10 protein-coding genes and 1 tRNA gene are annotated in these 13,444 nt (G+C 70.2%); 5 read left to right on the top strand and 6 right to left on the bottom strand.

Annotated elements, in window-relative coordinates; all coding sequences use genetic code 11:
• Positions 1 to 62 precede the first annotated feature (62 nt).
• The 6 genes from pknB to ACFWBD_RS40610 form a co-directional block, all read right to left on the bottom strand.
• Complete coding sequence (gene pknB, locus ACFWBD_RS40635) at positions 63 to 2,042, bottom strand: Stk1 family PASTA domain-containing Ser/Thr kinase (protein ID WP_385678977.1); 1,980 nt, start codon at positions 2,040 to 2,042, stop codon at positions 63 to 65.
• Between the two features lie 169 nt (positions 2,043 to 2,211).
• On the bottom strand, positions 2,212 to 3,681 hold the full coding sequence (locus ACFWBD_RS40630) for a peptidoglycan D,D-transpeptidase FtsI family protein (protein ID WP_385678974.1): 1,470 nt from the start codon (positions 3,679 to 3,681) through the stop codon (positions 2,212 to 2,214).
• A complete protein-coding gene (locus ACFWBD_RS40625) occupies positions 3,678 to 5,117 on the bottom strand; it encodes an FtsW/RodA/SpoVE family cell cycle protein (RefSeq protein WP_385678971.1) in 1,440 nt (479 codons plus the stop codon). Before ACFWBD_RS40625 ends, ACFWBD_RS40630 begins: the two co-directional genes overlap by 4 nt.
• Positions 5,118 to 5,144: 27 nt before the next feature.
• A complete protein-coding gene (locus ACFWBD_RS40620; protein ID WP_385678968.1) occupies positions 5,145 to 6,668 on the bottom strand; it encodes a Stp1/IreP family PP2C-type Ser/Thr phosphatase in 1,524 nt (507 codons plus the stop codon).
• Between the two features lie 140 nt (positions 6,669 to 6,808).
• Complete coding sequence (locus ACFWBD_RS40615; RefSeq protein WP_093780442.1) at positions 6,809 to 7,324, bottom strand: FHA domain-containing protein; 516 nt, start codon at positions 7,322 to 7,324, stop codon at positions 6,809 to 6,811.
• A 10-nt stretch (positions 7,325 to 7,334) separates the two neighbouring features.
• Positions 7,335 to 8,210: a DUF3662 and FHA domain-containing protein gene (locus ACFWBD_RS40610; RefSeq protein WP_355707942.1), complete on the bottom strand. Its 876-nt coding sequence runs from the start codon at positions 8,208 to 8,210 to the stop codon at positions 7,335 to 7,337.
• A gap of 417 nt (positions 8,211 to 8,627) precedes the next feature.
• On the opposite strand from ACFWBD_RS40610, the gene ACFWBD_RS40605 reads away from it, so the two are divergent.
• From ACFWBD_RS40605 to ACFWBD_RS40585, 5 genes are all read left to right on the top strand, one after another.
• Positions 8,628 to 8,714, top strand: a tRNA-Leu gene (locus tag ACFWBD_RS40605).
• Positions 8,715 to 8,978: 264 nt separating this feature from the next.
• On the top strand, positions 8,979 to 10,217 hold the full coding sequence (locus tag ACFWBD_RS40600; RefSeq protein WP_385678982.1) for a histidine kinase: 1,239 nt from the start codon (positions 8,979 to 8,981) through the stop codon (positions 10,215 to 10,217).
• Between the two features lie 288 nt (positions 10,218 to 10,505).
• Positions 10,506 to 11,984: a DUF2252 domain-containing protein gene (locus ACFWBD_RS40595; protein ID WP_385678965.1), complete on the top strand. Its 1,479-nt coding sequence runs from the start codon at positions 10,506 to 10,508 to the stop codon at positions 11,982 to 11,984.
• Positions 11,985 to 12,087: 103 nt separating this feature from the next.
• Positions 12,088 to 12,885, top strand: a complete 798-nt coding sequence (locus tag ACFWBD_RS40590) for a J domain-containing protein (protein ID WP_385678962.1) — start codon at positions 12,088 to 12,090, stop codon at positions 12,883 to 12,885.
• A gap of 61 nt (positions 12,886 to 12,946) precedes the next feature.
• Complete coding sequence (locus tag ACFWBD_RS40585) at positions 12,947 to 13,276, top strand: rhodanese-like domain-containing protein (RefSeq protein WP_385678979.1); 330 nt, start codon at positions 12,947 to 12,949, stop codon at positions 13,274 to 13,276.
• Positions 13,277 to 13,444 lie beyond the last annotated feature (168 nt).

Here is a 13,444-nt window from a genome sequence, read left to right as displayed (position 1 = left end):
GCACCGGATGCGTCCGGTGGGGCCCACGCTCTTGCCGCTGCCTTGCTGCCGTCTCCGTGCGGCTAACCGCTGGTCCCGCCGAAGAAGGTGGTCCCGCCGTTGTTGCCGCCGTTGTTGCCGCCGTTCTTGAAGGCGACCAGGTTGACCGTCTGGCCCTTGTTGACGGTGCTGCCGGGGGCCGGGTCCGAGCTGATGACCTGGGCGTCGTCGTCCGAGTTACCGGAGATGTTGCCGACGGTCAGCCCCGCGTCCTGGAGCGCCTGCTTGGCGTCCTTGACGCTCAGGCCCTGGAGGTTGGACGGGACCTGGGTCTGGGTGCTCTTGCCGATCTGGATCTGGACCGTGGAGTCCTTGTCGGCCTGGGAGCCGATCGACGGGACGGTCTGGATGACCTTGCCGACCTGGTTCTGGTCCTGGGTGTCGACCTCGACGCAGTTGCCCTTGAGGTCGTTCTGCTCCATCTGCGCCTTGGCCTCGTCGCAGCTCTTGTTGGAGACGTCCGGGACGGTGGCCTTCTCCTCGGCCTTGGCGATGGTGAGGGTGATGGTGGTCCCCTTCTCCACCTCCTTGCCGAGATTCAGGCTCTGCTCCAGGACGGTGCCCTCCTCCTCGGTGGACACCTGCTGCTTGGTCTCGACGACGAGCCCGTACTGGTCGCCCTCCAGCAGCGCCTTGGCGTCTTCCAGGCTCTTGCCGAGAACACTCGGCACCGCCACCTTCGGCGCACCGGTGGAGATCACCAGGTTGACGGTGGAGTCCTTGTCGACCTTGGTCCCGGGATCGGGGTCCTGGTCGCAGACCTTGCCCTTGCTCTGGTCCGCGCAGGGCTTCTGGGTGACCGTTCCCAGCTTGAGGTCGCTGTTGGCCAAGCGTTTCTCGGCGTCGGCCTGGACCTGGCCCACCAGGTTGGGCACGGCCACCGACTCGTTGTTCACGCCGCCGCTGAAGACCCACTTGCCGATCAGGACCGCGCCGACGAGCACCAGCACGGCGGCGACGACCAGCAGGATCGTCGAGGCGTTGGACTTCTTCTGGCGGCGCCGGTCGGGGCGGTCGTCGTAGCCGTAGCCGCCGTCGTCGGGGTTCATGGGCGGCAGCATCGACGTGGCCCCGGCGTCCGCGGAGCGCATGGCCGTGGTCGCCTGGTCGTCGCCGTAGCCGCCGTAACCGACCGAGCCCATCGCCGCCGTCGCGCCGACCGGCTGGCCGTCGAGGCAGGCCTCGATGTCCAGGCGCATCTCGTCGGCGGACTGGTAGCGGTAGTTCGGGTCCTTGACCAGCGCCTTCAGGACGATGGCGTCCATCTCGGGGGTGATCTCGGGGTCGAAGACGCTCGGGGGCTGCGGCTCTTCGCGGACGTGCTGGTAGGCCACGGCCACCGGGGAGTCCCCGACGAACGGCGGGCGGACCGTCAGCAGCTCGTAGAGCAGACAGCCCGACGAGTACAGGTCGGAGCGCGCGTCGACCTGCTCGCCCTTGGCCTGCTCCGGCGAGAGGTACTGGGCCGTGCCGATGACCGCGGACGTCTGGGTCATCGTCATCCCGGAGTCGCCCATGGCGCGGGCGATGCCGAAGTCCATGACCTTGACCTGGCCGTTGCGCGTCAGCATGACGTTCGCCGGCTTGATGTCGCGGTGGACGATGCCGGCTCTGTGCGAGTACTCCAGGGCCTGGAGGATGCCGATGGTCATCTCCAGCGTCCGCTCGGGCAGCAGCTTGCGGCCGGAGTGGAGCAGCTCACGGAGCGTGGAGCCGTCGACGTACTCCATGACGATGTACGGGATCGAGACCCCGTCGATGTAGTCCTCGCCCGTGTCGTAGACCGCCACGATCGCGGGGTGGTTGAGCGAGGCGGCAGACTGGGCTTCCCGGCGGAACCGGGCCTGGAAGGAAGGGTCGCGCGCGAGGTCCGCGCGCAGCGTCTTCACCGCCACGGTGCGGCCGAGGCGGGTGTCATGCGCGAGATAGACCTCGGCCATGCCACCACGGCCGAGCACATGGCCCAGCTCGTACCGGCCGCCGAGGCGACGCGGCTCTTCCATAGCTACCTACCAGCCCTCTCCGTCGGTCCCGACCGGCACACGTGTGCGGCCGGAGGCTACCGTCCGGGCATACCGTACCCGGACGGCGCTGTGTGACCTGGCCAAGCCCGTCACCCGATACAGGACCGGTATCGCAACGTGCACCGATGTGTAGGCGACGTGATGGGGGTCACTTCTTGCTGTCGATGACTGCCTTCATCACGTCCCTCGCGATCGGGCCGGCGAGACCGCCGCCGGTGATGTCGCCGCGGTCGGCCGCGCCGTCCTCGACGACGACGGCGACGGCCACCGGCGCGCTGCCGTCGGACAGCTTCGCGTAGGAGATGAACCAGGCGTACGGCTTCTCGCTGTTGTCGACACCGTGCTGGGCGGTACCGGTCTTGCCGCCGACGGTGACGCCGTCGATCTTGGCCTTGCCACCCGTGCCCTGCGGGTCGTTGACGACCGTCTCCATCATCTCCTGGAGCGCCTGCGCCGTCTTGGACGAGACCGCCTGGGACAGCTGCTGGGGCTCGGTCGTCTCCAGGGTGTCCAGGTTGGGGGCCTTGAGCTGGTCGACCATGTACGGCTTCATCAGTTTGCCGTCGTTGGCGACCGCCGAGGCGACCATGGCCATCTGGAGCGGGGTGGCCGCGTTGGAACCCTGGCCGATGCCGTCCAGGGCGTTCTGCGGCGGGTTGTCCTCGGGGTAGGTGGACTTGGCGGCCCGCACCGGGGTGTCCAGCTCGGTCTCGTTGAAGCCGAACTTCTCCGCCTGCTCGATCATCTTCTCGTTGCCGACGTTGTCGGCCATCTTCGCGAAGACGGTGTTGCAGGACACCATGAGCGCGTAGCGCAGCGTGGCGTTCTCGCAGTCGCCGTGCTCGTTGGTGAGCTTGTTCGTGGACTGCGGCAGCGGGAACGGGTCCGGGGTGTCGGTCTTCGCGTCGACGCCGGAGACCTCGCCGTTCTCCAGCGCGGCGGCGGCCGTGACCACCTTGAACGTGGAGCCGGGCGGGTAGGTCTCGCGCAGCGCGCGGTTGAGCATCGGGTCGTCGGCGTCGTTCTTCTTCTGGACCGCGTTCCACGCCTCCTGGTCCGTGTCGGAGGAACCGGCGAACTTCGACGGGTCGTACGACGGGGTGGAGACCAGCGCAAGGATCTTGCCGGTGGACGGCTCGATCGCGGCGACCGCGCCCTTCTTGTCGCCCAGGCCCTTGTACGCGGCCTTCTGCGCGGCGGCGTTCAGGGTGGTGACGACGCTGCCGCCCTCCTTCTCCTTGCCCGTGATCATGTCCAGGGTGTTACGGAAGAAGAGCCGGTCGTCGTTGCCGCTGAGGATGCCGTCCTCGAGCTTCTCCAGCTGGTTGGCGCCGAAGGCCTGCGAGGAGTAGCCGGTGACCGGCGCCCACATCGCGCCGTTGGACCAGGTGCGCTTGTACTTGTAGTCGCCGGTGGTCTCGACCGAGCCGGTGATGGCCTTGCCGTCGACGATGATGTCGCCGCGCGGGGTCGAGTAGCGGGTGATGTTGACACGACGGTTCTTGGTGTCGCTCGCGAGGCTGTCCGCCTTGACGTACTGCAGGTAGTTGTCGCGCAGCAGCAGGGTGAGGACCAGGAGGCCGCAGAAGAGCGCGATCCGGCGCAGGGGCTTGTTCATGACGGGCGGACCACCTGGGTCATCTCGGCGTCGGGGTTCGAGGCGGGGGCGGGCGCGGGGCGGCGCGCGGTGTCGCTGATGCGGATCAGGATGCCGATCAGCGCCCAGTTGGCGATGACGGAGGAACCGCCGTAGGCCAGGAAGGGCATCGTCATACCGGTGAGCGGGATGAGGCCCATCACACCGCCGGCGACGACGAACACCTGGAGGGCCAAGGCGCCGGAAAGGCCGATGGCCAGCAGCTTGCCGAAGGGGTCGCGGGCGGCGAGGGCGGTGCGCACACCGCGCTCGACGATCAGGCCGTACAGCAGCAGCAGCGCCATGATGCCCGCCAGGCCGAGCTCCTCGCCGAAGGTGGCGAGGATGAAGTCGGAGTTGGCGGCGAACTTGATCAGCTCGGAGTGGCCCTGGCCCCAGCCGGTCCCCAGCGTGCCGCCGGAGCCGAACGCCCACAGGGCCTGCATGGCCTGCTCGGAGTGGCCGGCGACGCCCTGCTGCGAGAGCGTGTACTCCTTCATCGGGTCGAGCCAGGCCTGGACACGCTGCTGGACGTGGCTCTCGAACTGGGCCACGCCGACCGCGCCGGCCGCGGACATCAGCATGCCGAAGACGATCCAGCTGGTCCGCTCGGTGGCGACGTACAGCATGATGACGAACATTCCGAAGAACAGCAGCGAGGTGCCGAGGTCCGTCTCGAAGACCAGGATCAGGATCGAGATGATCCAGACGACGATGATCGGGCCGAGGTCACGGCCGCGCGGCAGGTACAGGCCGAGGACGCGGCGGCTGGCCAGGGCGAGCGCGTCGCGCTTCACCATCAGATAGCCGGCGAAGAAGATGGCCAGCACGATCTTGGCGAACTCACCTGGCTGGATGGAGAAACCGGCCACCGAGATCCAGATCTTGGCGCCGTAGATGTTCTTCCCGAGGCCCGGGACGAGCGGGAGCAGCAGCAGGAAGATCGCGCCGACCATGGAGATGTAGGTGTAGCGCTGCAGGACGCGGTGGTCCTTGAGGAAGACCAGTACCACGACGAACAGCGCGATGCCCATCGCCGTGTACAGCAGCTGCCGCGGCGCGGCGGTACCGGCCTGTTCGATCCGCTGCAGCAGCTTGGACTGGTCCAGTCGCCAGATGGCGACGAGCCCGAGCCCGTTCAGCAGTGTGGCCACCGGCAGCAGCAGCGGGTCCGCGTACGGCGCGAACTTGCGCACGACGAGGTGCGCGACGCCGGCCAGCAGGCCGAGGCCGAGGCCGTAGCTCAGGAGGCCGGACGGCACCTGTTCGTTGATGGCGAGGCCCACGTTGGCGTAGGCGAAGACCGGGATCACGACGGCGAACACCAGGAGCGCGAGCTCGGTGTTACGCCGGCTCGGGGTGCCGATCGAGCCGATCGTGGACGTGTGGTGCGTCGGCGAGTTGGTAGTACTGCTCATCGTGTGACGGGGCCTCTCACGGCTTGCCTACTGCTCACCGCACCGCGAGACGACCTTCTGCTCTTCCTCCGAAAGGCTGGGGCCGGGGGTGGGAGTAGTGGTCGCGGGTGCGGACGGGGACGCGGTTGCCGAGGGGCTCGGCGATGCCTTGGACGTGACGGAGACGGGCGTGGTTCCCGTGGTGCCGCCGGCCTGGCCCTCACCGGTCTTCGAACCGGTCTTGCTCGCCGTGGCGGTCTCGGAGTGCTTCTTGCACGCGGAGGCCTGGACGGCCAGCTCGTCGATCTTCTTCTGGGCGGTGGACAGGTTGCCCTCGGCGATCGTCGCCTCGACCAGCTTCTGCTGGTAGTCCGGGAGGTACTTGAGTTCGATCTCGGGGTGGTCCTTCTCCACCTTCGACAGCGACACCCAGGCCAGGTCCTGGCTGATGCCGCGGTACAGCGCGACGTGCTCGCCCCTGGTGCCGACGTAGTACTGCGTCTGCGTCCAGCGATGGCCGCCGTACAGGCCGCCGCCGATCACGGCGAGCGCGATTACGCTGTAGAAGGATCTCTTCAGCCACCTACGGCCCTTGCGGGGCTTGACGAAGTCCTCGTCGGTGTAGTCGCCGAAGCCGTCGGTGGGGATGAAGCCGGTGATGTCGCCGCCGGAGCCGGGCGGGCCGAACTCGCCGCCCCCACCGCGCCCCTGCTGCCTGCGGCCGAGGCCCGAGGCGCGTCCCGCCGGGGTCTGCATGATGCCGTTGTCCTGCGGCTGGAGCTGGTTCTCGGCGACCGCGCCGACCACGACCGGGGTGTCGGACAGCTGCCCGGCGAGGGTGTCGCCGGTGTCCAGGTCGAGGACGTCGGCGACGATGACCGTGATGTTGTCGGGGCCGCCGCCGCGCAGCGCGAGCTGGATCAGCTCCTGCACGGTCTCCTGGGGGCCCTGGTAGCTGGCGAGGGTGTCCTCGAGAGTCTGGTGGGAAACGACGCCGGACAGGCCGTCGGAGCAGATCAGATAGCGGTCGCCGGCCCGGACCTCGCGGATCGACAGATCCGGCTCCACATGCTCACCACTGCCCAACGCCCGCATCAGCAGCGACCGTTGCGGGTGGGTGGTGGCCTCTTCCTCGGTGATGCGGCCCTCGTCGACGAGTCGCTGCACCCAGGTGTGGTCCTGCGTGATCTGGGTCAGTACGCCGTCCCGCAGCAGATACGCGCGCGAGTCCCCTACGTGTACGAGCCCGAGGCGCTGGCCGGTCCACAGCAGGGCGGTCAGGGTGGTCCCCATGCCCTCGAGCTGGGGGTCCTCCTCGACCAGCGAGCGCAGCTGGTCGTTGGCACGCTGGACGGCGGTACCGAGCGAGGTGAGGACGTCGGAGCCGGGGACGTCGTCGTCGAGGGCGACGATGGTGGAGATGGCCTCGGAGGAGGCGACCTCACCGGCGGCGGCGCCGCCCATGCCGTCGGCGATGGCGAGCAGGCGGGGACCGGCGTAACCGGAGTCCTCGTTGCCCTCCCGGATCATGCCCTTGTGCGATCCGGCGGCGAAGCGCAGAGACAGACTCATGCGCACCTCGCCCGTCGGCTCCGGGTACAGCCGGTCGTGTCGAGCCACACTGCCCACCCTCCGGTCGGGAGCACACCGGGGCCATGGGTGCCGGCCGCCGCCGCGTGCTCGCTCCGCTCGCACTCACTCATGATGTAGCACTACTTCCGAAGCTCGATGACGGTCTTGCCGATACGGATCGGCGCGCCCAGCGGGATCGGTGTGGGAGTCGTCAGCCGCGATCGGTCGAGGTACGTGCCGTTGGTGGAGCCCAGGTCCTCGACGATCCACTGACCGTCGCGGTCCGGGTAGATCCTGGCATGACGGCTGGAGGCGTAGTCGTCGTCCAGCACGATCGTGCTGTCGTGCGCCCGGCCCAGGGAGATGGTCTGGCCCTGGAGCGCGACGGTCGTGCCGGTGAGGGTGCCCTCGGACACCACCAGCTTGGTAGGTGCGTTGCGGCGCGTGCGGCCTGCGGCGGCGGGCTGCTGGCGCTGCTGCGGAGGCGCCTGTTGGCGCTGGGCCTGCTGGGCCCGCCCGGCCTCCCGGCGCGAACCGCGCTGGGTGACGCGCGTACCGAAGAGGTCGCTGCGGATGACCTGCACGGCCACGATGACGAACAGCCACAGTACGGCCAGAAAACCCAGCCGCATGACCGTGAGGGTCAGCTCTGACATTGCCCCCGCTTCACCCTTCGGCTTGCCGATAAATGATGGTGGTGCTGCCCACGACGATCCGCGAGCCGTCGCGGAGCGTAGCGCGGGTGGTGTGTTGCCCGTCCACCACGATGCCGTTGGTGGAGCCGAGATCCTGGATCGTCGAGGGTGAACCGGTCCGGATCTCACAGTGCCGGCGGGAGACGCCGGGGTCGTCGATCCGTACGTCGGCCTCGGTGCTGCGGCCCATCACGAGCGTCCCGCGGGAGATCTGGTGGCGGGTGCCGTTGATCTCGATCCAGTGGCGGGCGCGCGATCCGGGCTGCGGGGCCCCGGCCAGGCCGCCGCCTGCCGCGCCGGGGCGCTGGGCGCCGGCGGCGGGCGGGTAGCCGTAGCCGCCGGCCCGGGCGCCGGGCGGTGGAGCGGAGGGCATGGGCGGAGCGGCGGCGCCGGCCCCGGGATAACCGGGCCCGTCAGATCCGCCGGCGCGCTGTCGGCCGCCCGCGGGCGGCTGCTCCGGCGCCTGGCTGCTGGAGGAGGCGAGCGTACGGCTGCGCACCCGGTACAGACCGGTGTCGAGGTCGTCCGCCTTCTCCAGGTTGACCTTGATCGGGCCCATGAAGGTGTAGCGCTGCTGCTTGGCGTAGTCGCGGACCATTCCGGCGAGCTCGTCGCCGAGCTGGCCGGAGTAGGGGCTGAGCCGCTCGTAGTCCGGCGTGCTCAGTTCCACGATGAAGTCGTTGGGGACGACGGTCCGGTCCCGGTTCCAGATGGTCGCGTTGTTGTCGCACTCGCGCTGGAGCGCACCGGCGATCTCCACGGGCTGGACCTCGGACTTGAACACCTTCGCGAAGGTGCCGTTGACCAGACCCTCGAGACGCTGCTCGAACTTCTTCAGGACTCCCATGGGGCACCTCCTCCGTAGTGGCTGTTGTCCCGTGCCGTGCTCGTACTGCCTACCTGGTACTGCTTACTGATCGTATCCACGCGCCGGTGAATCGGCTGGTTCCCCCTGTCGGCCCCGTCGACGGGTGTCGACGCCCTCTTGCGCACCTGCTTCTGCCCAGGATCGTAGAGGCGGCCGAGGACCAGTGTCCCGCACCTGACTGTGGTCCTCGTCCGGCTCCTCGGGAGACGGCCGCCTTAGGTACGAGGTTGATACGTGAACCAGTCACCGCCGAGACGTACGGGGGCCGCCGATGGCCTCCCACCTGCTCCCTGCCCCCGCAGAAGGGATGTGAACGCACCCTGGCCCGCGTGCTAATGTTCTGCGTGTCGGAAGGCGCCAGGCCAAAAGGCCCACAAGCTCGAAGACACACCCAATGCGCGGGTGGCGGAATAGGCAGACGCGCTGGATTCAGGTTCCAGTGCCCGAAAGGGCGTGGGGGTTCAACTCCCCCCTCGCGCACCAGTCGAAAGCCCCGCAGGTCTTGGACCTGCGGGGCTTTCGCGTGTCCCGAGACGGATCCCGGGAGCTGTCCCCAGAGCGTGCTTTCCACCTCGGGCGAGTCCAGGCCATGGTTGCTCACCGTGTGTGAGGAACATCTCAGGGCAGTGGGCGTGACGACCCGGTGGGGCGCCGGTCGTCGGCGAGGGCCGCGGGAGGGTGTAGCGGGCTACACCGCGTTCACCCCAGGCGCGGCCTAGCGTTGGGTGTATGGCGCGAGCGATCCCGATGACGACGACGATCCGGCGGGCGGGACGAGCCACGGGCCGGCTGCTCATCGCCGCGCTGATGGCCTTCGGCACCTATCTCTTCGTCACCGTGCTGCTCATCGCCGCCATCGGCACGCTCGTGGTCGTCGGCGCGTGGATGCTGCCCGAGGCGGTGCTGCTGATCCGCCGGATCGCCGGGGCCAAGCGCCGTCAGGTCGCCGACTGGACGGGCCATGAGATCCCCGAGGCGTACGAGCCGCTCACCGGCACCCTGCGCGAGCGGCTGCGCACGGCCGTCCGCGACCCCGGCACCCTCGCCGACCTGCGCTGGATGGCCGCCCACTATGTCTACGGCTGGCTGGTGCTGCTCGCGCTGCCGCTGTGGCCGGTGGGGCTGGTCCTCGACGGGGTGTGGTGCGGGCTGCTGCGCCGGGACGCCGTCGTCCTGCCGTCGGTCGGCCGGCTCGCCGATGTCGAGGCGCGCTGGTCGGCGCACCTGCTCAGGCCGTCACCGAAGGCGCGGCTCGCCGCCCGGGTCCGGGCGCTGACCGAGACCCGCGCCGACGCGATCGCCGCGCACGGCGCCGAACTGCGTCGCATCGAACGTGACCTGCACGACGGCGCCCAGGCCCGGCTGGTCGCCCTGTCCATGCGGATCGGGCTCGCCCAGCGGGCCTTCGGCCGTGATCCGGACTCCGCGCGCAAGCTCATGGCTGACGCGCAGGACCAGGCCGAACAGGCGCTCACGGAACTGCGGCACGTCGTCCGCGGCATCCATCCGCCGATCCTCACCGACCGCGGCCTCGCGGGAGCGGTACGGGCGCTGGCCGCCGGCAGCGGGCTGGAGGTGACGGTGCGGGTGGACGGACTGGTGGACAGCGGTGGTGGCGGCGGTGGGGCGGCCGAGCCGGGCGCTGGGGCGGTCGGATCGGGCAGGGGGCCGTCCGGCTCTGCTGGTTGCCGCGGACACCGGGCGCCCGCCGCTGTGGAGGCCGCTGCCTACTTCGCGGTGGCGGAGGCGCTCACCAACGTCGTCAAGCACAGCGGGTCGCCGCGGGCGGCCGTCGAGCTGGTGCGGCTGCGGAACGGGCTGCGGGCGGTGGTGCGGGACGAGGGTCTCGGTGGCGCGGACGAGGGCGCCGGGTCAGGCTTGCTGGGGATCCGGCGCCGGGTCGCGGCGCTGGACGGTGTGGTGAACATGGACAGCCCTGCCGGGGGACCGACCACGATCGCTGTGGAGCTGCCCTGTGTGTGGTGAAGCCTGTGCGCGAGGAGTGGTGCGGGGAGTGCGGTGCGGGTGTTTTGGCCCGAGGAGCGTGTTTCACGTGAAACATGTCCGCCTTCGTGGAGCCGCCCTCGGGGAGCCGTGGCCCATGGCGAGGGGGTGCACCGGGGTGGCTGCCCCGCCTGGGTGGACGAGGGGTTTTCCACAGGCGGGAGGTTGTCCACAGGGGCTGCCGCCGTCCCGTCGTCGGGCTGTACGGTCGGCACGAGTTGATGTTCGGCTCGTCGAGCCGACGGACGTACGTGTGCGGGGGAGGCGGTCATGGTGACCGAGGCCGGTGGTGCGGGGACAGAGATGGGCGGGGCGCGCAGGCTTCCCCGAGTGCGGGGCTTCGCCGAGTGGCCCACCGAGCGGCCCGCCGCGGGACCGGAATCGGGGGCGGCTGCGGGATCGCCCGAGCCGAGGTCGCCCAAGGAGGCGGGCAAGGCTCTGCGCGGCCGGGTGCCGCGCTCGGCACACGCCGCGTTCGACCTGGACCCCTCCCGCCCGGACGCGGTGGCCGCGGTCGAGGAATCCAGCCGGGGCCGCATCCCGGAGCTGGCCCCGATTCGGGTCGGCCGGATGGCCGCGACACCGTTCGCGTTCCTGCGCGGCTCGGCCGGACTCATGGCGTTCGACCTGGCCCGTACGGCCATGACCGGGATCCGCGCCCAGATCTGCGGCGACGCCCACGCCGCGAACTTCGGTCTGTACGGCGACGCGCGGGGCGGTCTGGTCATCGACCTGAACGACTTCGACGAGACCGTCGACGGTCCCTGGGAGTGGGACCTCAAGCGTCTCGCCGCCTCTCTGGTGCTCGCGGGCCGCGAGGCCGGCGCGGACGAGGACACCTGCCGCAGAGCGGCGCACGGCGCGGCCGGCTCCTACCGCCGCACCATGCGGCTCCTGGCGAAGCTCCCGGTGCTGGACGCGTGGAACGCCATCGCCGACGAGGAACTGGTCTCCCACACCGACGCACACGACCTGCTGGGCACCCTGGAGCGGGTCTCGGAGAAGGCGCGGGCCAACACCAGTGGGCGGTTCGCGGCGAAGTCGACCGAGCCGACGGAGGACGGCGGCCGCCGCTTCGTCGACGCGGCGCCGGTGCTGCGCCGTGTCCCGGATGCGGAGGCCCACGCGGTGGCCGCGTCCCTGGAGCACTACCTGACCACCCTGTCCGAGGACCGCCACCCGCTGCTGGCCCGCCACGCGGTCCACGACGTCGCCTTCCGCATCGTCGGCACGGGCAGCGTGGGGACCAGGTCGTATGTGGTGCTGCTGCTGGACCACCGGGGCGAGCCGCTGATCCTCCAGGTGAAGGAGGCCCGTGCCTCGGCCCTGGTCCCGCATCTGCTGGCCGCCGGCTTCGAGGTGCCGGAGGCCGAGCACGAGGGACGCCGGGTGGTGATCGGCCAGAAGCGCATGCAGGTCGTCAGCGACATCCTGCTGGGCTGGACGACCGTCGACGGACTCCCCTTCCAGGTAAGGCAGTTCCGCAACCGCAAGGGCAGCGTCGACCCGGCCGCGCTCGCCGCCGACCAGGTCGACGACTACGGCCGGATGACCGGCGCGCTTCTCGCCCGCGCCCACTCCCACAGCGCCGACCCCCGCCTCATCGCCGGTTACTGCGGCAAGAACGAGGATCTCGACGAGGCCATCGCCACCTTCGCCGTCGCCTATGCCGACCGCACCGAGGCGGACCACTCGGATCTGGTGGCGGCGGTACGGGCAGGGCGGATCCCGGCGGAGACGGGCGTGTGAGGGGCGGGCGGACGGAGCCGGAGCAGGAGGAGTCCGGGCAATGGGACCCCTGCGGGACGGACGGCCGCGTGGGTTCGGGGGAGCGTTGGCCTAGGCTGGTCGGGTGACGACCCCCGAAGCTGAGCAGCCCCGGCCCGAGGCACGGCTGGAGCAGGCCGTGCGGGCCGCCGAGCAGGCGTTGATCGAGTTCGAGATCGCGGTGGAGACCTTCCGCGTCGAGGTCGAGAACTTCTCGCGGCTCCACCATCAAAAACTCGGCCCGATGTACGCCCGGCTCGACGAACTGGACGCCCAGATCGCCGAGGCCAGGGCCGCCCGCACCGGTGATCCCGAGGACCGGCGCAAGGCCGCCGAGGCGCGGGCCCGGGTAATGCCGATGCCCGGGGTCGAGGAGCTGTTCCACGGCTGGATGGACGGCGAGGGGCTGTTCCCCGAGGCCGAGGCGATGCTCACGGACCAGCCGGTCCGGCCCCCGCAGCGGGTGCGGCCCAGCGAGGAGGCACGCAAGCTGTACCGCGAGCTGGCCCGCAAGGCGCACCCGGACCTGGCACAGGAGGATGACGAGCGGGCCCGGCGCGAGGAGTTCATCACTCGCGTCAACGCGGCCTACGCCCGTGGCGAGGAAGCCCTGCTGCGTGAGCTGGCCGCGGAGTGGGCGGCCGGTCCGGCGCCCGCGGAGCGCAGCCCGAGCCCCAGCGAGGAGCTCTACGCCCGTCTCGAGTGGCTCGCTCAGCGCAAGGAGATGCTCGCGCTGGTCGCCCGGGAGCTGGAGGACGGCGCGATCGGATCGATGCTCCGCATGGCACCGGAGGACCCTGACCGGCTCCTGGACGAGATCGCCGACAAGCTCCTCGCGGACGTCGCCGCCCGCGAGGAGGAGCTGGCCGAGCTGGTGGGCTAGCGGACCGGTCGTGTCGTATGCCCGGTCGGGTAGCGTCGGGCGCATGAGTTTCGGAGCTGGTGTGCCCACGGTCCAGGTCGGCGACCTCAAGGACGACGACTTCCTGCTGGACGTCCGCGAGGACGACGAATGGCAGGCGGGTCACGCCGAAGGGGCGCTGCACATCCCCATCAGCGAGTTCGTCGGCCGCTACGGTGAGCTGACCGAGGCGGCTCCGCAGGACGGTCGGGTCCATGTGATCTGCCGCTCCGGCGGTCGTTCGGCCCAGGTCACGATGTACCTCGTCCAGCAGGGCATCGACGCCGTGAACGTCGACGGCGGCATGCAGTTCTGGGCCGCCACGGGCCGCCGGGTCGTCACGGACGAGGGCAACCCGGGCTCCGTCCTGTAGGTCGTCGGAACGACAACGGCAACGGCAACGGCAACGGCAACGGCAACGGCAACGGCAACGGCAACGGCACGTGATCGGGCCGGTAGTCGTCCGGCGGCCGCCAGCTGTCGGGCGGACGGTACGCCGTCAGGACCCGTGGTCGGGTCGGCGGTCGCCTCGGTGGTCGCC

It is taken from the genome of Streptomyces sp. NPDC060002 (assembly GCF_042737245.1).
In the GTDB taxonomy this organism is placed as follows: Bacteria; Actinomycetota; Actinomycetes; order Streptomycetales; family Streptomycetaceae; genus Streptomyces.
This window is presented reverse-complemented; position numbering and strand designations above follow the sequence as displayed.

Excerpts from the sequence above, each read along its gene's own strand:
- ACFWBD_RS40620 (WP_385678968.1), bottom strand. The coding sequence starts at position 6,668 with ATGAGTCTGTCTCTGCGCTTCGCCGCCGGATCGCACAAGGGCATGATC.
- pknB (WP_385678977.1), bottom strand. The coding sequence starts at position 2,042 with ATGGAAGAGCCGCGTCGCCTCGGCGGCCGGTACGAGCTGGGCCATGTG.
- ACFWBD_RS40625 (WP_385678971.1), bottom strand. The coding sequence starts at position 5,117 with ATGAGCAGTACTACCAACTCGCCGACGCACCACACGTCCACGATCGGC.
- ACFWBD_RS40615 (WP_093780442.1), bottom strand. The coding sequence starts at position 7,324 with ATGTCAGAGCTGACCCTCACGGTCATGCGGCTGGGTTTTCTGGCCGTA.
- ACFWBD_RS40600 (WP_385678982.1), top strand. The coding sequence starts at position 8,979 with ATGACGACGACGATCCGGCGGGCGGGACGAGCCACGGGCCGGCTGCTC.
- ACFWBD_RS40630 (WP_385678974.1), bottom strand. The coding sequence starts at position 3,681 with ATGAACAAGCCCCTGCGCCGGATCGCGCTCTTCTGCGGCCTCCTGGTC.
- ACFWBD_RS40610 (WP_355707942.1), bottom strand. The coding sequence starts at position 8,210 with ATGGGAGTCCTGAAGAAGTTCGAGCAGCGTCTCGAGGGTCTGGTCAAC.
- ACFWBD_RS40595 (WP_385678965.1), top strand. The coding sequence starts at position 10,506 with ATGGTGACCGAGGCCGGTGGTGCGGGGACAGAGATGGGCGGGGCGCGC.